Origin of the sequence: Microcystis sp. M179S2 (assembly GCF_020245805.1) — a bacterium.
Lineage (GTDB): Bacteria > Cyanobacteriota > Cyanobacteriia > Cyanobacteriales > Microcystaceae > Microcystis > Microcystis aeruginosa.
Map to the genome: position 1 here is coordinate 1 of NZ_JADBUE010000170.1, position 25,123 is coordinate 25,123.

Genomic DNA, 25,123 nt, shown 5'->3' on the forward strand with positions numbered 1-25,123 from the left:
CAATAGCGACTCTTGTTCGGGTGTTGGGTAAAATCGAAACGAGTAGGCTTTTTCCATGTCTCACATTTTAGCATATATTTCGTAAATGTGCTAATATTTAACAGTAAAGCCGTCGTAGAACGACGGGGTTTCAGACCCAAATTTTCGATGAGCGATCGCATCGAGTGGATTAATGCCCTATCAACCCGTCCCTCCCTAGAAGCGGCGGTGACGGAGGTAGTGGAAAAAGTGCAAGATAAATTAGTTGGATCGGCAGATTTAGCCATAATTTTTATTTCTTCTGCCTATGCCAGCGACTATCCCCGTTTAGTTCCCTTAATCTTGGATAAACTCTCCGTTCCTGTCCTGATCGGCTGCGGTGGGGCGGGGGTTGTCGGCATGGATGACAGGGAAAAAGCGCGAGAAATCGAAGCGAGTCCGGCTTTAAGTCTCACCGTCGCCCATTTGCCCAATGTGGAAGTACAGCCTTTCTATATCGAAGCGGCGGAAATGCCCGATCTCGACAGTTCCCCCTCTAGTTGGACAGAATTATTAGGGGTAGAAGCGGCCAAAAATCCCCAATTTATCCTTTTAGCCGATCCTTTTTCCAGTCGCATCAATGATCTGTTAGAGGGTTTAGATTTTGCCTACCCCAGTTCGGCCAAAATCGGCGGTTTAGTCAGTGGTGGCATGATTGAACGTTCTGGGGGTCTATTCTACCACGATCAACAAAAACCCCGTAATACCTATCTCTATCGTCAGGGAACCGTAGGAATCGCCCTTTCTGGCCATATTATCGTCGAAACTATCGTCGCCCAGGGTTGTCGTCCCATCGGACCGATTTATCAGGTGAGTGAGGGAGAACGCAATATTATCATCTCCATGACCGGTAAAGGGGCCGATGGGACCGCGCAACCACCTTTAAATCTACTGCGGGCTTTAATCCCCTCCTTGAGGGAAAAAGACCGAGAATTAGCGCAACACTCCCTTTTTATCGGTATTGCTAGGGATGAGTTTAAAATGCAGTTGCGGCCCGGAGATTTCTTAATTCGCAATGTTTTGGGAGTAGATCCTCGCCAAGGTGCGATCGCAATTGGCGATCGAGTTCGTCCGGGGCAGCGGGTACAATTTCACCTGCGCGATGCCGAGACTTCCGCCCTAGATTTAGAATTACTTTTGCAAGCTTTTCCCCAAGAAAAACCCGCTAGTTCAGATATACTAGGAGCTTTGATCTTTTCCTGTCTCGGTCGCGGGGAAAATCTCTACGAAAAACCGGACTTTGATTCGGGTCTTTTTCAGCGTTATTTCGCCAATATTCCCCTCGCTGGCTTCTTTGGCAATGGAGAAATCGGGCCAGTGGGCGGTCGCACTTTTTTACACGGTTATACTTCGGCCTTTGCCCTCTTTCGTCAGGGAATTTAATGCTATACTAAATAGTTAGTACGCTAGGGAGTAGAACGATGGTAAAAGCGATATCTTTCTCTGAGTCGGAGATTATCTATCCCGATAGTGACGGTAAACCGATGGCCGATAATACCAAACAGTTTCGCTGGATCGTGACGATCAAGGAAAATCTCGAATGTTTATTCGCAGAGAATGACAATGTGTTTATCGCCGGCGATCTGTTGTGGTATCCGGTCGAGGGGGATAATAAAACCTGTCAAGCGCCGGATGCTATGGTGGTGTTTGGCAGACCCAAGGGCGATCGAGGTTCCTATAAGCAATGGTTAGAGAACCAGATTGCGCCGCAGGTAGTCTTTGAAATTCTCTCTCCGGGCAACACTAAAGCGGAAATGCGCCGAAAATGGCAATTTTATCAGCGTTTTGGCGTAGAAGAATATTATCTCTACGATCCCGATGCTAATTATCTACAGGGTTGGTGGCGAAGGGGTGATCGATTGGAGATGATTCCCGCGATCGATAATTGGCAGAGTCCGCTTCTACAGATTCGTTTTCAACTGGAGAGTCCCCAGTTAGCTATTTTTTATCCCGATGGCTCGCGGTTTTTGACCACCCTAGAAATCAAGCAAAAAGCTGAATTAGCCGAACAACGAGCCAATGCCGCCGAACAGCAAGCCCAACAGGAACGTCAACGGTCCCGGGAAGCTGAGGCAAAATTAGCCCGCATAGAGGCGCAATTACGGGCCCTGGGGATTAATCTAGAGGAAAGCTAACGAGAGGCTGGAAGGACGGGATTTAACCAGTGGAGAATCTCATCTTTGAGACGGGAATTATCCCGGGCAAGTCCCTGTTTTAACCATTGGCCGATCGCATCGAGGGGAGTAAATACTTCTCCGGTTTGCCAACTGACATCTTGACTCAAGGGAGTGAGATGATTGCCCGGGAGAGTTCGCAGGGCAATTAAATCATTAAAGCGTTTTTTTAGCAGGGGATTTAATACCAGAGATTGATCGATCGTGTCGTCTTGAAAACGGATTAAAAGATTGCGACGAATGGCATAATCTTGGAAAATTAACTCGTTTGTTTCTTCGGGGGAAGGGGTAAATTCGAGGTTAAAAGTGGTGTCAATTTGCAAAGGTTCGATCAAGGGAATAGCTCGACGAATGGGATAATTATTAAAGGAAATGAGTATATTTCCCGCCCGTTCCACTTCGTAGAGACTACCGATTAATAAATGTAGTTTACACCCCATACTGTGACCCAATCCGTAGATGGGGAGATAACCTTGGGGCAGACTATGATTCCAGCGCAGACGTTCAATAATATTATCAAAACGGTTTAAAACAGTGCGGGCGATCGATTTATGATCGAGGGTATTAACAAAGGGAGTAGCAACAATAGCGTATCCTGAATTCCCAAGACTTTCTAATAACCAACGATAGGTAATATTCGGGGCTGCCGCCACAAATGCCCCCCCTAAAAAGTGAATGATACCCCGGGGACGACGGGGGAGAAAAACCCAATTACCTGCTATTTCTTGCCAATTCATACTAAATCCAGTTATTAAAGACTGATTATCTATTCCTCTTTTTGCATGAGTGCCTCTTGCATGAGTGCCTATCCTTATAAGTAGCCTATACTCAACGGATTTAGTATTAGTCACTCACCAAATAAAGACTACTTCATATTATCCTAAATCCTGTTTAAAAGGGATAGGAGATTAGCCAGAGATTGGCACCGCCAGATCAGGATAACTGCTGGCCCAAGTCATCAAAAATCGGGCTGAATAGTTCTAGGCCAGTTTTTTCTTAATAAAAGCCACTAATTGAGACATTTGTTTCTTCATAGTTTCCATTTCTGTTTGCATTTGGGCAATTTGGACCCGGAGAGTCTGAATATCGGTGCTATAATCCCCGGTGAGTTCCTCTAGTTTCGGGCTAAAAACTGTTGGTTTGGGGGAATATTGTTTGGCCTTAGCCCTCGCTTCTTTAATCGCTTGTACCAATTGTTTTTGGTCGAAAGGCTTCTCAATAAAGGCAAAATGCTGGAAAGGTTCGGGGATTTTCTCTACTACCTCCTCTTTCCGTCCCGACATTAACACTAGGGGGATACTTTTGAGATTATCTTCGGTTTGGATTTGCTGAAACACCTCCCAACCGCTCATTTTCGGGAGAAGGAAGTCCAAAATAATCAAATTCGGGTTTTCGGTACGGATGAGATTATAACCCTCTAATCCGTCTTTAGCTTCGAGAAATTCAAAGTTACCCTCTGGTAACATATCGCGAACGTGCATCCTGATCACTTTACTGTCATCGATAACGAGAATTTTATGATTTGACACGATAGACACCTTAGAAAAGAGACAATAGATAAACTCGATGATTCGAGGGGGTATTGGGGGAAACTTTCGAGATAGGGATTGGGGATTCCCAAAAAACCCTTAGAAACTAACATACACCATAAAGAAAAAACCTCGGTTAATGTCCGAGGCTGCTGTTGTAGGAGAACTCAATGCAAAACAAAAGGAAGATACCAAAACCAAAGAGGTTTTTATCGGTAAATCACCCTTATTGTCCCATTGTAACCCCTGTTTAAGCGTATCGGGATGAAGTAGCACTTTTTAGGGCTAAATAACCTAAACCGAGACATAAAAGCGCATTTACGCCCAAAAATGTCCGAGCGATCGTACCAGAACCTAACCAGATCAGAGTAGGATCGATAACAGCACTGATACCTAAAGTCACCGCCATGGCTAAAGATACCCCCACCGCTAACCATTTTGCTTGGGGATGACCCAAAAGCAGCGCAATCAGGACAAAGGGCAGGATAACACTAGCAAAAAGCGGATTAAGGGCAGAACTTCCCTGAATAACACCTCCTAGGTCAGAAAGAGAACTCCCCATCACTCGGAAAGGCCATTGGGGTAAATCGAAGATATAAAGACCTCTGAGGAAAAATAAGCCAGAACTGCCAAAAATCAGACCAGCATTGAGAAAACCATTCCAAGAGAAGGGAAAATAATTTCTCAGTAGCCAAGCAAGCAAGTAAGAACCCAAAACCATGCCAATTTTGGGCAAAACCGCCACCGCGCCGCCATCAATCCAGAAACGGGGATTGAGATAACCGTTATCGCGCAACCAACGCCAAAAATCCCGGAAAGTAATCTGTCCTTTCAGGGCCAATTGTAGGGCATTGCCCGCGTCTAATTGTCCGGCCCCAAAATGATTAAAGGGATCATCATTAATCTTACGGGCCGACTGTTGCAAAACCTCTAAAACTGCATTGGGTTCTTTAATTCCCGCAGCCTTGATTAAAGCTACCACCCCGGCAACGTGAGGGGCAGCCATGCTGGTTCCCTGAAAACCGAGGAACGCCGGTTCCCCCCCCTTAGCCGGATCGATGGTTTCTTGGACAATTTTACCCGTATCGGAGCCGCCTGGGGCAGCAATATCGATTCCGGCCCCGAAATTAGAATAGGGGGCTTTATTTCCGGAGGCATCTACCGCAGAAACGCCGATAACGTGCGGAAAACGGGCGGGATAGGCGGCGGAATTATCATCGGCATTACCGGCAGCGGCGACGATTACCACACCTTTACTATAGGCATATTCGATCGCCTCTTTCATTACTTGGGTTTCGCCTCCACCCCCTAAACTCATATTGATGACATCGGCTTTATTATCGACGGCAAAACGGATCGCTTCGGCAATATCTCCCACGGTTCCCCCACCCGTCCCGGAAAGCACCTTGAGGGGCATAATTTTGGCTTTGTAGGCGATGCCGGCCACCCCGTAGTTATTATTGGTCGATTGGGCAATTGTTCCCGCTACATGGGTTCCGTGACCGTTATCGTCCTCGGCATTGCTGCGATCGTTGACGAAGTCGTAGCCTTCGACAAACTCGGTTTCTCGCAGATCGGGAACTATTGATACACCTGTATCAATAACAGCGACGGTGATCCCTTCACCGTGATTTTCTTCCCAAGCACGTTCGATGTTAATTCCCCTTAGGTTCCACTGTTTGCTATAGTCGGGGTCATTGGGGGCGATAAAAGCATGATAAATATAATCGGGTTCGATCGATTCGGTGTATTTTTTTAGGTCGGAATTGCGGAGATTTTTCAGGAGTTTGCTATCTCCATCGATAATGTAAAGATGTTCATCGATGGAAAAAATACTATTTAAACTGGTGGTTTTTCCCGCTTTTTTGTTGATAGCATTTAACTGCTCATCGAGGACGCTGACGGGTATATCGTCTTTAAAGTCGATCAAAATTGATTGATATTCGCCCCGATTTGCTAATCCAGTAAAGTTAAAGAGAGCAAATCCTAGACCGATAATGAATAGGGTTAACAATAAAAGTTTTTTCATAGATTTCCTAAGAATTGATCATTGCCAGCCAAGGTTTTTTTAGTTTTGATGAGAAAATCTGAGCGAAGTTCCCCTATTTTTGTCTCGGTTAAAGATAGAACTAACCAGTTACAAAAAAGTCACCTGTTGTTTATTTTAAGCTCGATCGCCGATCGCTGTTAATTGCCGACTGGCAAAAATAGCTTCGTAGTGGCGATAATGTTTAAATTCCAGGAGATTATAGAAAGGATCCTCCAGGAAAAAGGTTTTATGTTCGGTTATCTCCCCAGTAAAGCGAGTTTTTGGTTCTAGATAAAATTTTAGTTGATTGACTCGCGCTTTTTCGAGAAGATTGTCCCAATCGCTGGCATCCGGCAGAATTAGACCAAAATGGCGAGGATAAATGCTATTTTGGGGAGTAAGAGGCATTTCGGTGACGTGAGCGACTACCTGATGACCGGAGAAATTTAAGATTATCGCTTTCTCGGTTTCCCTTCCTGCTAAACAACCTAAACCATCACAGTAGAAGCTTTTAGCGGTGGACACATTGGTAATCGGAATAGCGAGATGAAAAATTGCAGGTTGATTCATGGCGATCGATTTTATCCGCGCTCTACTAGGTTCTATTGTAGCGATCGAGGGGCAACTGTTACAGGAATTTTTTAAAAAATTGGCAATTACCTAAAGTTGGCCGAATGAATCTAAAAACCTTGTTGGATAATATCTTTAGGCTTTTTTGACATCAAAAAGTGCTGGCCTGTGCAGTAATCGGGGGGGAAAATTAGGCACTTTTTCCCTGAAAATGGGTAAAACCCCACACCCCACACCCCACACCCCACCTAAAGACTTTGTGCGATTCTAAAACCAGCGTGTTGATAAAAATTCCGGCGAAACCAATTGCGATAGTAGGGTAGGATTTCTGTGCCGTTAGTTACCCAAGCTCCTCCTAACATCATTTTATGTTGACTATTAAAGAAAGGAGTGGAATTGTCAGCATAGAGGTAATGGGGTTGAAAGTCAGTTAAGGGATTAAAATCATCTTCTAGCCATTCCCAGACGTTACCGCGTAAGTCATAAATTTCTGAGTTATTGCCCGCATTTTTTAACATTCCTACGGGAGTGGGAGAACAGAATTTTAAATTGAGGTTATAGTCCTCAAAGTTATCGTTTTCTAGGGTATAACATCGATTTTTTTGACTGCCATAGGTGACTAAATTCCACTCAGCTTCCGTCATTAAACGTATTCCTTGACCTTGAAAACGACAGTAGGCGATCGCTTCATAATAGTTAACTTCTACCGGCCAATCAAGAGGTAAATCGAGAACATCAAACATGGCTCGATATTGATAATTTCCTCCCTCATCTACCAGCCAAAATTTAGGATATTTGACTCGGTAATGATTTTTCCATTGCCAAGCTTCTTCATCCCAATAGCTGGGATTTTCGTAGCCACCATTATCGACAAATTCTTTAAATTCTCCGTTGGTAATCATATATTTACTCACCAGAAAATTGTTAACTTGAACTTGACGATAACCATACTCGTTATCCCAACCATAAATAGGAGAATCTTGGGGTTTACCAATTTCCACTATTCCCCCAGAAACCTCCACCATTTGGTTAGGATAAGCTTGACCAAAAGAAGGGGCATAATGCCACCCTTGAGGACGTTGCAGACGCTCTAAGGGCAGTTGTCTGAGTAACATTGAAGATGTTTCAAAGTGAACACGCTGATGCTCAATTCCCATCATTAATGACCAGAGAGAATGCTGAGGATGAATAGGAAGATTAAGGGGGGTATTTTTAATTATTTCGACCACAATTTCATAGACTTGTTGCCGATATTCCCAAACCTTAGCCACCCCGGGCCACTGAATATGGGCGATAGCAGAGTTTAATTCTGCGGGAGTTGCCGGATCTACTCCCACTCCAAACAATAATTCGTAGTCAGGATTAGGGCTTTTTTTTAATAGGTTAACCAGCTGCAATTTATTAAGATAAAAAGCGGCAGCATGACCTAAATAAAAAATGAGGGGATTTCTTAAATCGTCAGGGTTACAATAAAAAGCTTCTTCTTTGATGATGCTTTTTAACAGCATATCTTCTAATTGCCAAGCATTTTCAAAATAGTCCAGTAGATTTTCTCGACTACATTTATTTAGAGATATAGGAGCCTGTGCTTGAATCTTTTCCATGTTTTTATGCCTCTATTACTGATGATAATGTTTTCGTTATTTACAGGTATAACTGACAGAGAATTAACCCGAATAAATTTTCAGGATCGGTGAAAACCCTAAGGGGTTTTAATCCCTTTGATTCTAGGTCTTTTTCCATAGTTTCTAGGTTAAATTTACGCGAAATTTCTGTCAAAATACTTTCTGATGCTTGAAAATTAACTGTTAAATCGAGTTTTTTAAGATGAACATGGTGAGTTTTTTGACAAATTAAATACATTTCAATTTGGGATTTGTCTTGATTATAGATAGCTTGATGACTAAATAAATCAAGGTTAAAATCAGCTTGAAAACGCCAATTTAAATGGGAAAGCATATTTAAATTAAAAGCTGCTGTCACCCCTTGGGCATCATTATAAGCTGCTTCTAGAATTGCTGACGGTTTTTGGAGATCAATCCCTAATAAAAAATAATCTCCAGCTTTTAGGACAGTGGCAATTTCTTCTAAGAATTTATCACATTCAGATGCAGAAAAATTACCGATAGAACTTCCCAAGAAAAAAATCATTCTGGTATTATAGGAAGTGTTTTGATAATAAGCTAAGGCCTGTTCGTAGGTTCCAATTAACCCCTGAATGGGTAAATTAGGATATTCTTTTTGTAATTCTATGGCACTAGCTTTGAGAATAGTTTCACTAACATCGATAGGTACATATTTAGAGGATTTTTGTTGCCGATAATAAGCGTCCAATAACAGACGAGTTTTCGTGGAACTACCACTACCTAATTCGATCAATTCGCAGGGACCTGTATAGGCGACAATTTCTTGAGCATATTCTTGGAGAATAGCGGCTTCTGTCCTAGTGGGATAGTATTCTGGTAATTGACAGATTGCTTCAAAAAGTTGGGAACCTTGCCGATCATAAAAATATTTAGATGGTAAACTTTTGGGGGTTTTAGTTAATCCTTTAATCACATCTTTTCCCTCGTCTTTAACCATATTTTGACCGGTGGCAGAGGTAACTAAATACTCAATTTGTAATAGTTCTTGTTTAGATGGGTTAAGTTGCATAGATTCTCCGATTATTCTCCAGTTTTTTGATTGTTCTCGATCAATGCCGAGGATGAAATCCACTTTGACAGCTTGAATACTGGCAGCGATTATTGTTCTTTGGTAATTTTACCACTAAAACGCCGCAAAATTTACCTCTTGTCTAGATAGACAAAGTTTATGGATGGTAAATAAAAGCTGTTAAATCCATCGAGATGGGTGCTGATATTATCCAGGCAAAATTACCGTTTCAATTAATCAGTAAAGATTGCATTTCCTCTAAGGTAAGATTTTCTTGGATATAGCGAGGATTAAGGGGATGATAAGGACTAGCAAGACGATCTATTCTAATAACTCTAGCAGTTTCAGGAATGATCGGAATATCGGGATCGTAGGGGGTGCTGCGGGTAAGGGAACTAGAAAAACCTTTAAAAATAGAGATTTCTTCCTCCTCCCCATCCACAGCAATAGTCACTAATAAAACCTCTTGGGGATTTTTGAGGGTGTATTGTTCGAGTTGTCTACCAATATTCATAGAAAAATGGCTAATTATCGATAGCTAAAGACCTACTATTGTAAAGCTGAACGTCCCTGTTTGCCAAGGCGAATAAGAAGAAAATGGGCAAAATAGAGAGTATAAAAAGAGAGACCAACTAAACCAAAAAAGCCCAAAACATTAGCGGTAGCTTCTGAATGAAAAATCTCGCGAAACTGCCAAGGTGCTTCCTGCCAAACTTGACAATAGGGAGAATTTAGCAATTCCCCTGACATAGCACAGGAGAGAAAAGGTAAGGTAGAAATCGCGCCCAAAGGACAATAAATCGTTACTGCCCAACGCCAAGCAGTGGTGACAAATTTAATTGGACTGGCGGGTAAATCTTTAATTTCATCGTTAATATCCACCCAAAACCAGAGGGAAATCGGGATTAAAATCTTAGCTAAAAAACTGGTAACAAAACCAATCGGCCAGGAAGCGATCATTAAATATACAGTAATTAATAAAAGACTAGCCACTCGCCAATAGATAATCAACAATTTTTGTAATGATTCGATTTTTGCAAATAAAGACCAAATTAACAAAATTGCCGGAATAATCACCGTAAATAGGACGGCTAAACGATAATCTATCCAAACGAGAGGACGAAACCAAAGTTGATTCATAAACTATTCAGACATAATTACACTGTCAATATTTTACTGTCTTCGGACGCAGGAGCCAAAATCGGCCACAGCTTGACCAACAAACAAAAAAACGAGGGGCGATCCCTTTATAGCTGAGATCGCCCTAAAGCTAGGATTCTACTGTGAGGAGAGAAAAAACCGCTGCCTGACTGCATTAATCTTCATAAATGCGACACTCGGCGGCATCGGGATTAGAATCACAATAATTTTCGAAGTAGGTTTTTTGGGGGTGGTCCTGACGTTGGTGAGCGGCTTCTGCTTGTAATTCTTCCACCGCATCCCAAGCGGCGGCGCATTCGCCAGAGGTGGCACCTTCCGTACTACAGACGGCTCTGGCGTTTTCTAGCTCTTCTTGAATTTTATCTTGGATATTGCTCATGATTCCTCTGGAATTGATCTATTGACACTCTAACAATTATACAGTCACGTTCTCAAACCACAGGATCGGTTATCCCACTCGATCGCCTTTCCTGTGCTATGAAGCCGATCCTAGCGCAATTTTTCGGGAATTTAACATCAAGATTTCCTGACCGGGCCAATTTTTAGCCTACATTCCGCACTGGAGAAATGCCAGAGAGATTTCTCCCCGACATAGACAGCGAGCAGAACCATATATCGACTTATTTAGGCCGTCTTACACCAAATCCGTTTTTAATAGTGTGATTAACTGCCAAGTTATCGATTGTTTTTCCCCGCTCCAGTGCTTTGGCACTCACCTACTCTCCTATACCTTTTACACAGGATTTAGTATCATTCTAGGGACTAGGGGAAAAAGACTGTTTTGCTGGCAATAGTCAGCATTCCTGTCACCAAAATGCCGACAATACTAAGGAATCCAATGGTGGTAATGTTGACTCGTGCGTTGAGATCGTCAACCCGCTTTTCTAGTCCCATAACTTTGGCATCTAAGGCCTTAATATCTCCTTTAATTTCTCCTAGACTGTTCTCGATCGCTTTCTGTCCATTTTCTAGGTTTGTCAGTCGGGACTCGATCGCTGTTAGTCGGGATTCGATCGCTTTCTGTCCGCTAACGATTAAATCTTCTAACCTTTTCAGATCATTCTCGGTAACTGCTGTCATCAGTGACAATCCTCTTAAAGTTGAATTTTTCCTAGTCTCCTAATCAATACTCTATCAATATTTTCTCGGTCGGGGACTCTTTCAAACAGTAATTCACAAAAATCAGATTCCCTACTGAGAGCGCCTAGTGATCCCGTCAAAACTGAAACATTTTTTGATTCGGTTACGGGGACAGCAGCACGGGCATTTATGGCTGTATAATTCCCGTTGATATTATTAGTAATAAAATCTGAGTGCAGCAGGACGGCACGGCAGCAGCGATCGCTGATAAATTGGTAGCTAGGGGAGTCCCCAAACAAGACATCGTTTTAGCTTACCATGGGCCCACTGTGCGACAATATACCGAGTTTGCCCTTGGCTAAAACCATTAATTGATGACTTTGCCCATACAAGTTTTACCCCAAGACGTAATCGATTTAATTGCCGCAGGAGAGGTAATCGACTCTTTAGGCGCTGTGGTGCGAGAATTAGTCGAAAATGCCATTGATGCGGAGGCCGATAGGATTACCATCGATATATCTCCCCAAAACTGGCGAATACAAGTATCGGATAACGGTGGGGGAATGTCTAGAGAAGATTTGCAACTGTGTAGCTATGCCCACAGTACCAGCAAAATCCGCCAACGGGACGATCTTTGGCAGATTACCAGTCTCGGATTCCGTGGTGAAGCTTTGCACAGTATCGCACAGGTGGCGCATCTGCGGGTTGCCAGTCGCCATGACGATGATTTAGGTTGTTATTGTCTTTACAATCACCAAGGCGAGCCGGGTAATTTAGAAACGATTCCTATAGCTATCGGTACTATCGTCACGGTAGAGAATCTCTTTGGTAACTTTCCCGTGCGTCGTCAAGCTTTACCGTCAATTAACAAACAATTAAAGGATATACAGACTTTAATTCATAATTTTGCTCTCTGTCATCCCCAAATTACTTGGCAGGTTTTTCAAGATCATCAAGATTGGTTACGCATTAGTCCGGGTAAGGATGCCAGTCAAATATTACCCCAATTAGTTAAATCTCTGCATTTGAACGATTTAGTATCCCTAAAACTTGACTTAACGACTCCTGACGCAGAATCTGCTCAAATTGAATTAGTCATTGGTTTGCCCGATCGCATTTCTCGCCATCAACCAGATTGGGTTAGAATTGCTGTTAATGGGCGAATGGTGCGCTCATCGGAGTTAGAACAGGCAATATTTGAAGCTTTCGCTCGCACAGTCCCTAAAGATCGCTATCCCGTTTGTTTTCTCCATCTACATCTTAACCCTCGTTCGATCGATTGGAATCGTCACCCAGCCAAAGCGGAAATATACCTGCATAACCTCATTTTTTGGCAAGAACAGATAATTTCAGCCATAGACAAGGCGTTAGGACTAAATCCCGAACATATACCCGAAAAAGCGCAAAATCAGCGCGTCAGTCAAATTCTCAAGGCTGCCGAAGAAAAAAGCACCTATACAATAGGGGAGAAATCCCCGAAAAATCGGCTGGAATTAAAGGCAGTAGCCCAAATTCACCAAACTTACATAGTTGCCGAACATCCTCACGGATTATGGTTAGTCGAACAACATATTGCCCATGAGCGGGTTTTGTACGAACGTTTAGAGGATAACTGGGAAATCGTGCCGTTAGATACTCCGATCATCTTAAATCAGTTAACTACTCGACAAATCGAACAATTACAACGTTTAGGATTAGAAATTGCTAGTTTTGGCGATCGCTCTTGGGCAATTCGTAGTATTCCTGTTCTACTAAAAGAACGCGAGGATCGGGCTGATGCTTTACTAGAATTAAGTTTAGGGGGGGATTTACAAACCGCTCAGGTGGCTACCGCTTGCCGGAGTGCTATCCGCAACGGTACAGCTTTAAGTTTAAAAGAAATGCAGAATTTACTCGATGATTGGCAAAATACCCGTAATCCCCGCACCTGTCCCCACGGAAGACCGATTTACTTATCCTTAGAAGAAACTTCCCTCGCTCGCTTCTTCCGTCGTCATTGGGTTATCGGCAAAAGTCACGGCATTTAATCAGTTATCAGGAGATAGGAGTCTCCGAGTCTCCGAGTCGGGAGATAGGGAGATAGGGTGATAGGGATTTAGGGGTTTAGGGAAATTTCAGCCAAATGCTCCACTTCCCCAGTTCCCCAGTTCCCCACTTCCCCATCTCTCAATTGGGAGATATTGCTAGGGAAAAACGGAAAGTGCTGCCTTTACCTAATTCACTTTCCACCTCGATTTGACTTTGGTGTAATTCCACTAAACGACGGGTAATCGCTAAACCAATACCACTACCCCCAGAATAACGGGAACGAGAACGATCGGCCCGCCAAAAGCGCTCGAAAATAAAGGGTAAATCCTCTGCTGCGATGCCAATTCCTGTATCGATAACGGCAATTTGTAGGCGATTTTTGTCCCTTGTCACTTGCAGGGTAATTGCACCATTATCGGTGTAACGAATGGCATTACCGAGCAGATTAACTAAGATTTGTTCGAGGCGATCGGGATCGGCCATGACAGATGGTAAATTGGGGGGACAATCTAACTGTAAAGTCGGTCCATCTTCTAATAATTGATCGGCAAATTTTTCGATGAGAGAATTTAACAAAGGCAATAAATTAACAGGTTGCATTTTAATCGATAGATAACCAGATTCCGCTCGCGATAGCTCCTGTAGATCGTGGGTTAAACGTTCTAACCTGCGGGTTTCTTTCACTAATTTCTGATAAAGTTCTGGATTAGGTTCGATCGCACCATCGGCTAATTCTTCTAAATATCCCCGTACCACAGTTAAAGGGGTGCGTAATTCGTGGGTAAGATCACCGATTAATTCCTGGCGCCGTTTTTCCACATCGGCTAAACTAATCGCCATCTGATTAAAACTGATGGCTAATTGATTTAATTCTGGGATTTCGCTTTCTGGAACTCGCGCCGATAAATCCCCTTCAGCAAAATTTTTAGTGATTTGTTTCATTTGTTTTACCGGTTTCATAATGCGTTGAGAAACCAAAAAACTCAGATAACCAGCCGTACTTCCTCCCGCAATGAATGACCAAATGGCACTACTATCCCAAGCTGTCTCAAAACCCCTAACCAAGAAAGTTCTCGCTGATCGCACGGTAAAAAATCCCTGCCTTTCTAACTGTTCCAAACGCAAAACAAACATTCGCGGAGAAGATAATTTAGCAATGATAATAAAGCTACTCAATCCCACCACCATAACGAGGAGATGGGATAAAAATAATCTGGTTCCTAAGCTTAATTTTGGTGGCTGCATATTTGTTTAAAAACTCTATTTGTTGTCAATATTATTGAGAGACTGCTGCATAAATATAAAAACCTTTTTGGCTAATATCTTTTGGTCTTTTTGAAATCAAAAAGTGCCAGCCATTGGATTGTTCGGTGGGAAAATTTAGGGACTTTTTCCCTGAAAATTAGGTAATTCGCCAATTCAAAAATGGGGAAAACCCTACACCCTACACCCCACACCCTACCCCTAGGAAAAACTTTTTGCCGCAAACCCTATTGACAGGGTTTCTCATAAAGATGAAGTATAACAGTATTTGGCATCGACAAAACAAAAACTTTGTACCTCACCATTAAGATAACGTCCCTAGATTCGGCTACAGCATCATAAAGAACTCTATCGGGTTCTTCTTGTTGAAGAATCTCTCGTCAAGCTATGCTGTGAGGGGAGAGTAGGTCAAAACCTAACTTTTTGCCGCTCTATGCTATGGTATCAAGATGCGCTACTCTGTTAGGAGATGATTTTGCTTGAGTCATCTGCTCAAAGTAGCGTCTGTTTTTTAACCCTTACCCTTAAAAGAGAATCTTTTCTGTATGCTAGAGGCTAATAATCAGGGAGAGAATCAAATATTTCTCTATGAAGTTGTTTTTTCCGGTTCTTCTGGCTCTTTGCCTCAACGCTTCTCCCGGACAGTCCTGCGAGTACCTAAAAGCCGCATGAGTCAAGAAACACAGCGCCTCCTGCGCCAAGGGGCCAAGATTCTCAGTATAAGGCCTCTTGACCCAGAAACTGCCCCGATTAAGCCTAGTTTACCACCTCAACCCTGGTGGATAGAGATCACCACCACTCAGCCGAAATGTCTCTATTATTTCGGTCCTTTTGAGAGTTTTTCGGAAGCTTTATCCCATCAATCCGGTTATATCGAAGACCTCCAATCGGAATCTGCCCTGGGAATTAACAGCGAAATTAAACAATGTCAGCCAGAGGTTTTAACTCAAGAATATTTTTAATGTATGGTATCTAATTTTACAGATTTTTAGGAATAGTTAGTTTCCTCTTGTTTTCGTTTAATAATGCCTTTACCCTCACAGAATTTACAGGGGACGGATTCATTCTCCGTCTCTAGATAGATTCTTTCTTTGCCCTGGCAGTGGGGACAGATAACTTTTTCTTCCCACCAATAATTCTCTAAAAAAGCCTCATCGGTAATATAGGTAAAATCTTCAAACATTGGCTTGTCCTCTTATCGTTGAGATAGCTTAATCTGGATTCATCTTTCAACCTGAGAAATTGAAAATCACTTTTACCCCCATCGTAAAAAAGATCGGGTTCATTCTTCTTGAAACTTAAATTACTTCATATTTATTTATGTTTATTAATATATGATGAGTGTTCACTATCAATCGGGTGTATCTCATATTTGTGAATTTATCTCACTTATGGTGATCAGCAGAAGTTATACTAAATCCGTTGAGCATAGGCTACTTATGAAGACAGGCAAAAGGCACTCATGCAAAAGGGGGAATAAATAATCAGTCTTTAATAACCGGATTTAGTATAACGATTCTGGTTCCAATCACACAATTTAGAGAACCGTTAAAAATCTATGAACTCCCGAAAAGGCTTGCCATATAAGCATTTCACATCTAAGTACAATTGCTTATGGCAAAAGTGGGATGCTCCCCGGGAGATCGGGAGAATCTATTACATCCAATTAGCTGAAACAGTCCGCTTGCAGATTGCACCTAGTCCAAATAAACCAAATCCTAATAAACCAAAGACAGTGGAAGGTTCAGAAACAGGTTGACTAGATTGGGGAACAAATCCATATTCTAAGTGATCTACTCCAAAGCCTACATTGATCAAAGTCTGAGATATTGAGATAGCTGAAATGCCTGCTAAATTGATAACTCCAAAAAAGCGATCATCAACTGTTGTTCCGTCGTTTCTGGTATCGCCAATCTGTCCCTGACCAAGTGCAATAGTACCTAAAGAATTTCCTTGTGCATCAAACCCTTCAAAAGTTAGTGGTGTTTGATCTATTCCGCCAAAGCTTGAATATGAATCTGTCCAGACAATACCTACATGAGTAGGAAAGTTTCCTAAAGTATTGGCATTAAAAGTAAATTTAAAGCCTCCTATTATTCCATTACCTACTTCAACGAGATAATGACCTTGTTGCCCGTTTCCATCAATCACTCCGTCGTCAATATCAACAGAATCTGTATAAAAACCTGGACCTTCCACGCCAAATGGTAAGCCACTAGCACTAGAGGCTGTAACACCTGGCACATTCAGGGAACCATCCTCAAAATTCTCAAGGTAAAAATAGCTAAAGTTAACATTTTTAAATGGACTATCATTAAAGCTAAGATAAGGAGTTGGTCCGAGTAATGTTGGAGCAGAATTTACAACGGGAGTTTCAATGACTGCACAACCGAGGAAAACTCCAGTAGCTAGTGTTATGGTGGTAATTTTATTAGCCATTCTTTTAGCCTCATCAATTCCTGCTTCAAGCATAAGCCTGATTTCAGCTAATCTAAAGTCGGATGGTGGCGGATAAAGGCGGGAGTTTTATTAATAATCTTGACAAAAAGCGGATTATAGCGGATAATAACGGGTGGGCGTTAGAGGTATGAAGCAACAGGTTAATGGACGTACAAGCGGTGTCGAAATACGTGGATGACCTAGTTTTCGCACAAACGGGGCAACATCTTGACAGTCTGCAAGTTGCGATTCTGAAGGGAGTCCTTAAGGGAAAAAAATATACCCATATTTCTGAAGAATATCATTGTTCGGCAGGGCATACTAAAGATGAAGCTTATCAACTGTGGCGCATTCTTTCCGAAGCTTTAGGAGAAGATTTAAATAAGTCTAATTTCCGTGCTACTATTGAAAGATTAGGAGTGGCAAATGCGTACTCCAATATGGTTAATCCTGTGCAAATCGGTAACATTAACCTCTGTGCTAATCCTTCACAAAGTTATGAGACAGAAAATATTGAATCAATAATAGAAGAAACTGCTATACCTTATGTTAAAGAAAGCCTGACAATTCTGGAAAGAGAAAGACAAAAAGCAAAACTAGAAATTATTCCAAACTTAGTCGAGCTTGGCTTGACGGCCGAGCAAATTGCTAGTACGTTGGGATTGTCTCTTGAGCAAGTTAAAAAATGTATTCCTTAATTTTATTTAATGAGCATTATCCACACAATAGAGATAATTTATGTTTGTTTTTATAAATGCACGTCATCAGCTATCGAAGATTACGAGAATTTACGAATAAACACGCTGATTCCCGAATAGCTTTAGAAAATTGGCATAAAATTGCCAGTCAAGCAATTTGGTATAATTTAGTTGAGGTTCAAACAGTATTTCCCCAAGCAGAAGCAGTTGGTAATTTTACTGTTTTTAACATTAAAGGAAATCGTTATCGCCTTATAACCAGTATCGATTATCAGAAGCGGCTAATTTATATCAAGTATGTTTTAACTCACGCTGAATACGATAAGGAGCAATGGAAAAATGACCCTTACTTTTAATCCAGAAAAATACAAAGAATTACTAGCTCGCCATTTACCTAAAGTTATCAGAACAGAAGCAGAAAATGAAAAAGCTCTGGTTATTGTCGAAGAATTGATGCACCGTCAGCATCGAACTCCCGAAGAAGATGAACTTTATGAGCTTCTAATTTTTTTAATTGAGAATTTTGAAAGAAGCTTTTATCTACAAGAATCAACCACACCTAATTCTATGTTATTGTTTTTGATGGAGCAACAAAGCGTTAACAAGAAAGACATAGCCATAATCCTTGGCTCTGACAAAATTGCTTCTAGTTTAATTGCAGGAAAAGGGTCAATTAGCCAAGAACAGGCGAAATTATTAGGACATTTCTTTCATGTAGATTATAGTTTGTTTATGTAGGGTTTGCTGAAAAAGTAGGGGCGAAGCATTCGGATAGGAAATCTACGGTTTCAGCGATAGGTTATGCCCGAATGCTTCGCCCCTACAAGACCACGATTCTCTGAAAATCTTGCACTTGTTTTGCGAAATAGACCCCTAAAACCCTTACCTCGTCTATATTTCACATTTATTCAGCCAACCCTAATTAATTATCTCCTCGCCAAAAAAAATCAGGAGCAGAATTTCCACTCCCGATAACCTATTCACTTTAGACTTGCCAATTTATTGGAAGATACTGGCAACCTTGGCGCTTACGTCCGGTTGAGTTTCAGCGTAGATATTTTGACGAGTAGCGGCGATTTCTGTGTAAGCTTGACGCACTTCCGAGTTAACTGCCACCGTTTTCACATCGTAGATACGGGTAGCCAGTTGGGGATAGAAACCGATAGCGACAATCAAAGCGAGGAAAGAGACAGCGATAAAGATTTCTCTGGGTTTAGCGTCACTATATTCTGATTCATGAGGGAGGACACAGCTAGTACCAAAACAAACTGCCTGTTCGTTACTTTTGTTGGGGAGAATGTTAGTAATATCGCAGGAAGAACCATCTCCGTAGAAAACTTGACGAAGCATGGAGAGTAGATAAATCGGGGTGAGGATTAAACCAACGGAAGCGAGGAAAACAGTCACAACCCGGAAGGTTTGGCTATAAACGTCACTGCTAGTGACACCGATGAATACAGTAATTTCACTGGCAAAACCGCTCATTCCGGGTAACGCTAGGGAAGCCATGGCGCCGGCAGTAAAGAGAGCGAAGACTTTCGGCATCGCTTGGGCAATCCCACCCATCTCGTTTAAAGCTAAGGTATGGGTGCGGTCGTAGGTGACACCAGCAAGGAAGAATAAGACGGCGGCAATTAAACCGTGGGAGAGCATTTGTAACATAGCACCGCTAATACCCACATCGGTGAAGGAAGCAATCCCTAAAAGGACGAATCCCATGTGTGAAACCGAGGAATAAGCGAGACGGCGTTTCATGTTTTGTTGACCGAAGGAAGCGAAAGCACCGTAGATAATATTGACGACACCGAGAATCGCTAGAATCGGAGCAAAGTAGATGTGTGCATCGGGTAGAAGCCCCATATTAAGGCGGATTAAACCGTAACCACCCATTTTGAGGAGAACACCAGCGAGAATCATCGATACAGGTGCAGAAGCTTCACCGTGAGCATCGGGGAGCCAAGTATGGAGGGGGAAGATGGCGAGTTTGACCCCGAAAGCGATTAATAAACCAGCGTAAAGGACTAATTCTAAAGCGAGGGGATAATCTTTAAATCCTAATTCCGCCATATCAAAGGTCATTGCACCACCACCGTAAAGGGCCATGGCTAGACCGGCAACGAGGATGAAGATAGAAGCGGCGGCGGTGTAGAGTAAGAATTTAGTGGCGGCATAACGACGTTTTTGACCACCCCAGATGGAAACGAGTAGATAAACGGGAATTAACTCGATTTCCCACATTAAAAAGAATAATAATAAGTCTTGGGCGACGAAAACACCAATCTGAGCGGCGTAGAGCAACAGCATCAGGAAGTAGAATAAACGGGGTTTGCGGTCTACTTGCCATGCGGCCAAGATAGAAAGGGTTGTCACCAATCCTGCTAATAAAACTAACGGTGCCGAGATACCATCCACCGACACCGCCCAGCTTAAACCAATTTGGGGAACCCAATCGATTTTTTCCACTAATTGTAGGTTGGGGTTGCTTAAATCATATTTTTGTAAAAAGACGTAGCACATTAATATAAAGTCTGCTAGTCCGACTCCAAGAGCGAACCAACGAACAGTTTTTCCTTCTTTGTCGGGGATTACAGGGATCAGGAAGGAGGCAAGCAAGGGGAGCAAAATGATGGCAGTGAGCCAGGGGAAGTTAGCCGTTAGCATGGCAGTAAGAAAAAATACCTATTTCGTTATGTGTTCATTTTATGCGACTTTGTAAAATTTTGTGAATATTTTTTGGCCTACCTTTACCATAGGCTTTTATCTATAATTAGCGCATCATCATCGATTAACCCAAATAAGCTTGTTTGACCCGCTCATCCTTGAGTAAATCCCCGGCTTCTCCTGCGATAGTCAAGCGTCCCGCTTCCAAAACATAGCCGCGATTGGCAGTTTCTAGGGCTAAATTGGCGTTTTGTTCCACTAACAGGATAGTTACTCCCCATTCGTTTAATTGACGGATAATACTGAAGATTTCTCGCACTATCTGCGGCGCTAGTCCTAAACTGGGTTCGTCTAGTAACAATAACTTGGGACGACTCATTAAAGCTCTGGCGATCGCCAGCATCTGTTGTTCCCCACCGCTTAGGGTTCCCGCTAACTGCTCTCGGCGCTCCGATAGTCGGGGAAACATTTCCAACCACTTTTCGATATCTACTCGTAGGCGATCGCTTCTCGTATAAGCACCTAACTGCAAATTTGTCAAGACTGTTTGACGCGCTAAGATTCTTCTCCCTTCCGGACTATGGGCAATTCCCCGCTTAACGATTTCATGGGGCGGTAAATGGGTAATATCTTGACCTTGATAAATTATTCGCCCCGTCTTTGCCGTTAAAATCCGAGATATCGTCTTTAGAGTCGTCGTTTTTCCTGCTCCGTTCGCTCCAATCAGGGTGACAATTTCCCCCTTTTCTACCCTTAAGCTAACCTGCTGTAATGCCTTTATTCCGCCATAATTAACCGATAAATCGCTAATTTCTAACATAAACCCAGTCAAATCCCAATAGGATCACTATAGCAGTGATCACTGCCATAGTGATCACTGATTATCTGCCTAAAACTTCCAAGACCACTGGGGCAACTCCCGATTGGAAGACACCGATAATCGCTGCCGCACCTCTGGAAAGGTCGATGACGCGACCACCGCTAAACGGACCGCGATCGTTAATTCGCACCACCACCGAGCGCCCGTTACGCAGATTAGTGACCCTAACCCTAGTGCCGAAAGGCAGATAGCGATGAGCGGCGGTTAAACTACTAGAGTTAAAAGTCTCACCACTAGCGGTGCGACGACCATGGAAACCGGAACCATACCAGGAAGCCATTCCCTTTTTACGGGGGCGACTGCTGGTTTTTACCTCTGGGCTTGTTTTCGGCTTCTCTGCTGGTGTCACTGAGGCAGGATTGCTGGCTGGGGCATTAGTCGAGGCCGGCTTGACTTGATTGGGTTGTGATTGGGGTTGTCCCGTCGAAGGAATGGCCTCTTGGGTTCGGGGTGTAACGCTTGCAGGGACGGTATTTTCTTTGTCCACTAGGGACTCCAAAGTTTTTAGAATTTCGTTAGCATTATCTTGAACCGAACGTGATATCTTAATAATTGAATCATTTGTTAGACTATTAGAAAAAGCGGACAGAATGGTTTGAGAAGTGGACTCGATAACAGTTTGACGATCTACGCTAATATCCGTCAGGCTGTTGCTGTGTCCTACTGTCTGGGAACAAATTATCGAGGCTGTAGTCCCCACTACGGTAAGGGCAGTTACAGCTTGTAGTTTGTTGATCAGTTGTTTATTCATAGACTTTCTTATTGTGCGTTAGCAAGTTCCCAATGCAAAGCTGAAGGAACTTGCTAACATTCCTTTGTGCTTGCAGAGCTAACTTGGTTGCTTTCTGTTCAACCGTATCACGGAAAATCGGTTGGTCATTACGAGAATTTATATCGTTATCGGGCAAGAGAATCAAAAATTTAAATAAAGGGTTGACTTGATCTAAAAACCAAGTTAAGATGGAAGGTTTTTAATTTTTTGTGTCCTAGAGGGGGTCAAAGTTAGGAAAACTTAGGAAATTAGTGAAATGTCGAGAGGTAATAATGCTAGTATTGACAAGGGTTTCAAGGATTATCAGCCTTCCTCGATTTCCCTCTATGTATGCAGACAATGGTTAATAAAACTGTTTTCTTCGCTACAAAAAACCAGATTTTTAAGATCAATGTTAAATCAGATCAAGGGTCAGAGATTAAAAATTATAATAGGGGCTTGACAAGCGACTAAAAATAAGTTGTTATTAGCCAAACTTAACTATAGAATCAGAAATGCTGATACAGGCTCATACTAAATCCTGTTTAAAGGGTATAGGGGATTGGGGAAGTGGGGAGTTTTTTGCTGTGAACAGTAAACAGTGAACTGAAAACCCGCATCTGATCACTGAATACTGACTCCTAACCCCACGAAAGGCTTTTTCGGCAAACCCTATCTAATGTGTGTTGGGTTTTTTTAGGTCAATCCAACCGACAAGAGCGGCTATAAAATCTAATATAATCAAGACAGCAGGTCATCCCATAGGTAATTCTCAAATGAATTACAAGATTGACATAGAACAAGAAGAAGATGGACGATATATTGCTGAAATCGTCGAACTTCCGGGAGTTTTAGTCTATGGCAATAGTCAACAGGAAGCTATTGCTAAAGTTCAAGCACTTGCCTTGCGTGTCTTAGCCGATCAACTTGAACAGGGAGAACTTCCAGAAAATCACCTAAATTTATCATTTGTTGCTCTATGAGTCAATGGTCAGCAACGAAAGCCAAACAAGTTTTAAAAGCATTAAAAAGCATAGGTTGGAAAATTAAACGTAGTGGATTGTTTCAGCTAAAATAGGGCAATAGATTTCGGCTTAAAGTCTTAAATTATAGAATTTATAGCATTTTTCTAATACACAAAATTAACTGAAACAATCCAGTAGGGTGTGTTAGCGATAGCGTAACACACCAATTTAATAATAAATTTGCTGCGTGGGGAGCGAATTATTGATTTTGGTTTTTTAACAGAATTGGTAGCCGCAAACACACACCCTACCAGATTAGGCGATCGCACTCAACCTAATATCAACAGACTTTCTGTTTCACTATCAAAAAATTCAACAATAATTAAAAAATTATCCCTTAAAATTTCGATAATCTTTGCAGTGGGACTATTGCCAATACGAAGATAGATAAATTTTGGTGGATGACCATATAATAGACTGCGCTGATGAAAATCGGCATCTTTAGAGACAATTACAAAATCGTTGAATTTGGCAAATTCCCAGATAAGTGCATCATCAGTATTGATCAGTCCTAAAGTCTTGACGTGCTGAGAATCAGCATATAAATCAATTATTTTATCAATAATCCGATCTGACAAATTTTCATCTAATAACAGTTTCATAAAGAGGTGATAAATAATTTTTTCTCTCGATCAGCAGCAAAAGCCAAACAAGCTTTGATATCCTCGGAAGTTAATTCTGAAAAATCCTCAAGAATTTCTGCTTCTGTCATTCCTGCTGCTAAATATTCTAGAATATCGTACACAGTTATACGCATTCCTCGAATGCAGGGTTTTCCGCTGCGTTTTCCAGGTTCAATGGTAATAATGTTTTGGTAACTCATAATGCTTTAATTATTTGGACTTTCCCAATTATATCTTATTCGATGACAGAGATCGCACTCCACCCCACCGACAAGAACGATCACCCTTCAACTTCGTACCACTCTTAGGGTGTGAAGTGCGAAAGCGTAACGCACCAATTTAATAATAAATTTGCTGCGTCGGGTGCGGATTGTTAATTTTGGTTTTTTAACAGAATTAGTAGCCGCAAACACGCACCCTACAAAATCTGATAGTTGTATTAAACAAAGTTAAAATAACTACTATTTAATTGTAAACTACTATTATCTTGAACAACTGCTATCAAATCTGTACCATTATAAATAAGTGTATCTGAAGCACCTCCTCCAACCATATTTTGTTTTTTAAGAGTAATAGATACTCCACTTCGTTTAACTTGAATGCGATCAACAAAAGAGGTAAAATCAGCTATTACTACATAACCTGGTCCCATATTAAGATTACCTCGATTAGTCCCAATTACAAATGTATCACGACCCGCACCTCCAACTAAAGTATCATATTCTGGGACAGTTAGACTGGGGATGCCGTAGTAATAATTAAGAGTGTCCGATCCTGGAAAAATATCGTCACCATCCATCGCCTCCATCAAGATAGTCATTTCCTTCACCTCCCGCAAGAGTATCATTTCCAAGACCGCCATATAATTTATCACCCCCATCAGCCCCAAAAATATAATCATTTTGAGCAGATCCGTAGATTATATCGCCATTTTTAGTACCAGTATAACTGGTAGGAGGAGTATAACTAGGCATATTTAATTACCTCAATTAAAAAGTGGTTGTTTACTAATCATTTACAATAAGTTATAGTTCTACATCATTCAATTAGTCAACACTAGGAATTATGGTAGAATCTGACTAGGAAATTTTTAGGCAAAAATTTATGGATACCAATAATGACCCTTTTTCCCGAGCTATGAGTCAATGGGACTTAGAAACTCTTTATCTTGATCTTGCTTCTGTTAAGGGAAAGCGACTGACTCCTACTGAAAAAAAACATTTACAAGGATTACTCTGCGGTTATAGTCCCACAGAAATTGCTGAAAAACTCAAGAAGAGTCGTAAAGGAGTTGAGGTAGATTTATGTACTACACTCTATCAATACGTTAAAGAACTGGTGGGTAATAATAATGGCAAGGTAGAGAATTGGCGTAATATTGCTGAATGGTTAGAGGACGCTATACTTTAGACGTTCATAATCTGAGATTTATTAAACTTCTGAAATCGTAGAGTCAGCAAGGAATCCAGTTCTTTTTTATGTTTCAGATGGGCATCATTCAGACATTCATAAATAGCTGAAGAAAAGTCAGAAAAGTTC

The 25,123-nt window shown here is 41.8% G+C and carries 31 protein-coding genes and 1 pseudogene; 10 read left to right on the top strand and 22 right to left on the bottom strand.

All coding sequences use genetic code 11. The features are described from left to right. On the bottom strand, nt 1–57 hold a 57-nt coding region (locus IM500_RS24475), incomplete at its 3' end, for a helix-turn-helix domain-containing protein (RefSeq protein WP_155119799.1). Between the two features lie 90 nt (nt 58–147). Here IM500_RS24475 and IM500_RS10205 point away from each other — a divergent pair. Both IM500_RS10205 and IM500_RS10210 read left to right on the top strand, forming a co-directional pair. Next, on the top strand, nt 148–1,401 hold the full coding sequence (locus IM500_RS10205) for an FIST signal transduction protein (protein WP_190723029.1): 1,254 nt from the start codon (nt 148–150) through the stop codon (nt 1,399–1,401). A 38-nt stretch (nt 1,402–1,439) separates the two neighbouring features. After that, nucleotides 1,440–2,153, top strand: coding sequence for a Uma2 family endonuclease (locus IM500_RS10210; RefSeq protein ID WP_190723030.1), 714 nt, complete (start codon nt 1,440–1,442; stop codon nt 2,151–2,153). On the opposite strand, the gene IM500_RS10215 is transcribed toward IM500_RS10210, so the two are convergent. The 10 genes from IM500_RS10215 to IM500_RS10260 form a co-directional block, all read right to left on the bottom strand. Then, nucleotides 2,150–2,929 (bottom strand): DUF1350 family protein, encoded by a 780-nt coding sequence (locus IM500_RS10215; protein ID WP_190723031.1) that lies wholly within the window; start codon nt 2,927–2,929, stop codon nt 2,150–2,152. The genes IM500_RS10210 and IM500_RS10215 overlap by 4 nt on opposite strands. Before the next feature lie 243 nt (nt 2,930–3,172). Next, nucleotides 3,173–3,721: a response regulator gene (locus tag IM500_RS10220; protein WP_190723032.1), complete on the bottom strand. Its 549-nt coding sequence runs from the start codon at nt 3,719–3,721 to the stop codon at nt 3,173–3,175. A 250-nt stretch (nt 3,722–3,971) separates the two neighbouring features. After that, entirely contained in the window at nt 3,972–5,750 is a 1,779-nt protein-coding gene (locus IM500_RS10225) for a S8 family peptidase (protein ID WP_190723033.1), read from the bottom strand. A 135-nt stretch (nt 5,751–5,885) separates the two neighbouring features. Next, on the bottom strand, nt 5,886–6,320 hold the full coding sequence (locus IM500_RS10230; RefSeq protein WP_190723034.1) for a VOC family protein: 435 nt from the start codon (nt 6,318–6,320) through the stop codon (nt 5,886–5,888). Between the two features lie 248 nt (nt 6,321–6,568). After that, a complete protein-coding gene (gene ovoA, locus IM500_RS10235) occupies nt 6,569–7,924 on the bottom strand; it encodes a 5-histidylcysteine sulfoxide synthase (RefSeq protein ID WP_190723035.1) in 1,356 nt (451 codons plus the stop codon). 40 nt (nt 7,925–7,964) lie between these two features. Then, nucleotides 7,965–8,975, bottom strand: a complete 1,011-nt coding sequence (egtD, locus tag IM500_RS10240) for an L-histidine N(alpha)-methyltransferase (protein ID WP_190723036.1) — start codon at nt 8,973–8,975, stop codon at nt 7,965–7,967. 229 nt (nt 8,976–9,204) lie between these two features. Next, nucleotides 9,205–9,489 carry a DUF7734 family protein gene (locus IM500_RS10245; RefSeq protein WP_287738265.1) on the bottom strand — a complete coding sequence of 95 codons (285 nt, stop codon included), beginning with the start codon at nt 9,487–9,489 and terminating at the stop codon, nt 9,205–9,207. A gap of 35 nt (nt 9,490–9,524) precedes the next feature. Continuing rightward, complete coding sequence (locus tag IM500_RS10250) at nt 9,525–10,115, bottom strand: DUF3177 family protein (RefSeq protein WP_004159290.1); 591 nt, start codon at nt 10,113–10,115, stop codon at nt 9,525–9,527. Nucleotides 10,116–10,290: 175 nt separating this feature from the next. Beyond that, the gene (locus tag IM500_RS10255) at nt 10,291–10,515 is read right to left on the bottom strand and encodes a Calvin cycle protein CP12 (protein WP_002781201.1); all 225 of its coding nucleotides are present in this window, start codon (nt 10,513–10,515) and stop codon (nt 10,291–10,293) included. A 383-nt stretch (nt 10,516–10,898) separates the two neighbouring features. Next, a complete protein-coding gene (locus tag IM500_RS10260) occupies nt 10,899–11,216 on the bottom strand; it encodes a DUF4164 domain-containing protein (protein ID WP_159290913.1) in 318 nt (105 codons plus the stop codon). Between the two features lie 233 nt (nt 11,217–11,449). Here IM500_RS10260 and IM500_RS10265 point away from each other — a divergent pair, with 233 nt between their 5' ends. Together IM500_RS10265 and mutL are read left to right on the top strand one after the other, a co-directional pair. Next, nucleotides 11,450–11,578, top strand: a complete 129-nt coding sequence (locus IM500_RS10265) for an element excision factor XisI family protein (protein WP_287738270.1) — start codon at nt 11,450–11,452, stop codon at nt 11,576–11,578. Nucleotides 11,579–11,590: 12 nt separating this feature from the next. After that, a complete protein-coding gene (gene mutL / locus IM500_RS10270) occupies nt 11,591–13,243 on the top strand; it encodes a DNA mismatch repair endonuclease MutL (protein WP_190723037.1) in 1,653 nt (550 codons plus the stop codon). A 139-nt stretch (nt 13,244–13,382) separates the two neighbouring features. Here the strand turns inward: mutL and IM500_RS10275 are convergent, their stop codons facing one another. After that, nucleotides 13,383–14,489 carry a sensor histidine kinase gene (locus IM500_RS10275; protein WP_147069186.1) on the bottom strand — a complete coding sequence of 369 codons (1,107 nt, stop codon included), beginning with the start codon at nt 14,487–14,489 and terminating at the stop codon, nt 13,383–13,385. A 563-nt stretch (nt 14,490–15,052) separates the two neighbouring features. Here IM500_RS10275 and IM500_RS10280 point away from each other — a divergent pair. Then, nucleotides 15,053–15,469, top strand: a complete 417-nt coding sequence (locus IM500_RS10280) for a DUF1816 domain-containing protein (RefSeq protein WP_004162910.1) — start codon at nt 15,053–15,055, stop codon at nt 15,467–15,469. Between the two features lie 26 nt (nt 15,470–15,495). On the opposite strand, the gene IM500_RS10285 is transcribed toward IM500_RS10280, so the two are convergent. Both IM500_RS10285 and IM500_RS10290 read right to left on the bottom strand, forming a co-directional pair. Next, nucleotides 15,496–15,690: a hypothetical protein gene (locus IM500_RS10285; protein ID WP_004159306.1), complete on the bottom strand. Its 195-nt coding sequence runs from the start codon at nt 15,688–15,690 to the stop codon at nt 15,496–15,498. A gap of 473 nt (nt 15,691–16,163) precedes the next feature. After that, nucleotides 16,164–16,979: a PEP-CTERM sorting domain-containing protein gene (locus IM500_RS10290; RefSeq protein WP_287738273.1), complete on the bottom strand. Its 816-nt coding sequence runs from the start codon at nt 16,977–16,979 to the stop codon at nt 16,164–16,166. Nucleotides 16,980–17,110: 131 nt separating this feature from the next. Here IM500_RS10290 and IM500_RS10295 point away from each other — a divergent pair, with 131 nt between their 5' ends. The 3 genes from IM500_RS10295 to IM500_RS10305 are packed head-to-tail and all read left to right on the top strand — an operon-like array spanning nt 17,111 to nt 18,382. After that, entirely contained in the window at nt 17,111–17,644 is a 534-nt protein-coding gene (locus tag IM500_RS10295) for a helix-turn-helix domain-containing protein (protein ID WP_287738276.1), read from the top strand. Nucleotides 17,645–17,700: 56 nt separating this feature from the next. After that, nucleotides 17,701–18,000, top strand: coding sequence for a type II toxin-antitoxin system HigB family toxin (locus IM500_RS10300; RefSeq protein WP_002788853.1), 300 nt, complete (start codon nt 17,701–17,703; stop codon nt 17,998–18,000). Next, nucleotides 17,984–18,382: a helix-turn-helix domain-containing protein gene (locus IM500_RS10305; RefSeq protein WP_002788855.1), complete on the top strand. Its 399-nt coding sequence runs from the start codon at nt 17,984–17,986 to the stop codon at nt 18,380–18,382. The genes IM500_RS10300 and IM500_RS10305 overlap by 17 nt, the downstream gene beginning before the upstream one ends. Nucleotides 18,383–18,643: 261 nt before the next feature. Here the strand turns inward: IM500_RS10305 and IM500_RS10310 are convergent, their stop codons facing one another. The 3 genes from IM500_RS10310 to IM500_RS10320 all read right to left on the bottom strand — a co-directional run bounded on the left by IM500_RS10310 (nt 18,644) and on the right by IM500_RS10320 (nt 21,936). Continuing rightward, a complete protein-coding gene (locus IM500_RS10310) occupies nt 18,644–20,305 on the bottom strand; it encodes an NAD(P)H-quinone oxidoreductase subunit 4 (protein WP_271972416.1) in 1,662 nt (553 codons plus the stop codon). A 124-nt stretch (nt 20,306–20,429) separates the two neighbouring features. Next, a complete protein-coding gene (locus IM500_RS10315) occupies nt 20,430–21,125 on the bottom strand; it encodes an ABC transporter ATP-binding protein (protein ID WP_287738278.1) in 696 nt (231 codons plus the stop codon). Between the two features lie 61 nt (nt 21,126–21,186). Continuing rightward, nucleotides 21,187–21,936, bottom strand: coding sequence for a septal ring lytic transglycosylase RlpA family protein (locus IM500_RS10320; RefSeq protein WP_287738280.1), 750 nt, complete (start codon nt 21,934–21,936; stop codon nt 21,187–21,189). Nucleotides 21,937–22,712: 776 nt separating this feature from the next. Here IM500_RS10320 and IM500_RS10325 point away from each other — a divergent pair. Next, nucleotides 22,713–22,919 carry a type II toxin-antitoxin system HicB family antitoxin gene (locus tag IM500_RS10325; protein WP_004159326.1) on the top strand — a complete coding sequence of 69 codons (207 nt, stop codon included), beginning with the start codon at nt 22,713–22,715 and terminating at the stop codon, nt 22,917–22,919. 311 nt (nt 22,920–23,230) lie between these two features. Here the strand turns inward: IM500_RS10325 and IM500_RS10330 are convergent, their stop codons facing one another. The 4 genes from IM500_RS10330 to IM500_RS10345 all read right to left on the bottom strand — a co-directional run bounded on the left by IM500_RS10330 (nt 23,231) and on the right by IM500_RS10345 (nt 24,558). After that, nucleotides 23,231–23,563 (bottom strand): DUF5615 family PIN-like protein, encoded by a 333-nt coding sequence (locus IM500_RS10330; protein WP_287738281.1) that lies wholly within the window; start codon nt 23,561–23,563, stop codon nt 23,231–23,233. Further along, nucleotides 23,560–23,784 (bottom strand): DUF433 domain-containing protein, encoded by a 225-nt coding sequence (locus IM500_RS10335; protein ID WP_002745983.1) that lies wholly within the window; start codon nt 23,782–23,784, stop codon nt 23,560–23,562. The genes IM500_RS10330 and IM500_RS10335 overlap by 4 nt, the downstream gene beginning before the upstream one ends. Before the next feature lie 239 nt (nt 23,785–24,023). Next, a complete protein-coding gene (locus IM500_RS10340; protein ID WP_287738284.1) occupies nt 24,024–24,404 on the bottom strand; it encodes a hypothetical protein in 381 nt (126 codons plus the stop codon). Then, nucleotides 24,373–24,558, bottom strand: coding sequence for a calcium-binding protein (locus IM500_RS10345; RefSeq protein ID WP_287738286.1), 186 nt, complete (start codon nt 24,556–24,558; stop codon nt 24,373–24,375). The genes IM500_RS10340 and IM500_RS10345 overlap by 32 nt, the downstream gene beginning before the upstream one ends. 130 nt (nt 24,559–24,688) lie before the next feature. On the opposite strand from IM500_RS10345, the gene IM500_RS10350 reads away from it, so the two are divergent. Next, complete coding sequence (locus IM500_RS10350; protein WP_287738287.1) at nt 24,689–24,994, top strand: helix-turn-helix transcriptional regulator; 306 nt, start codon at nt 24,689–24,691, stop codon at nt 24,992–24,994. Here the strand turns inward: IM500_RS10350 and IM500_RS10355 are convergent. Beyond that, nucleotides 24,991–25,123: pseudogene (locus IM500_RS10355) on the bottom strand (IS630 family transposase); the annotation flags it as partial. The gene IM500_RS10350 and the pseudogene IM500_RS10355 overlap by 4 nt on opposite strands.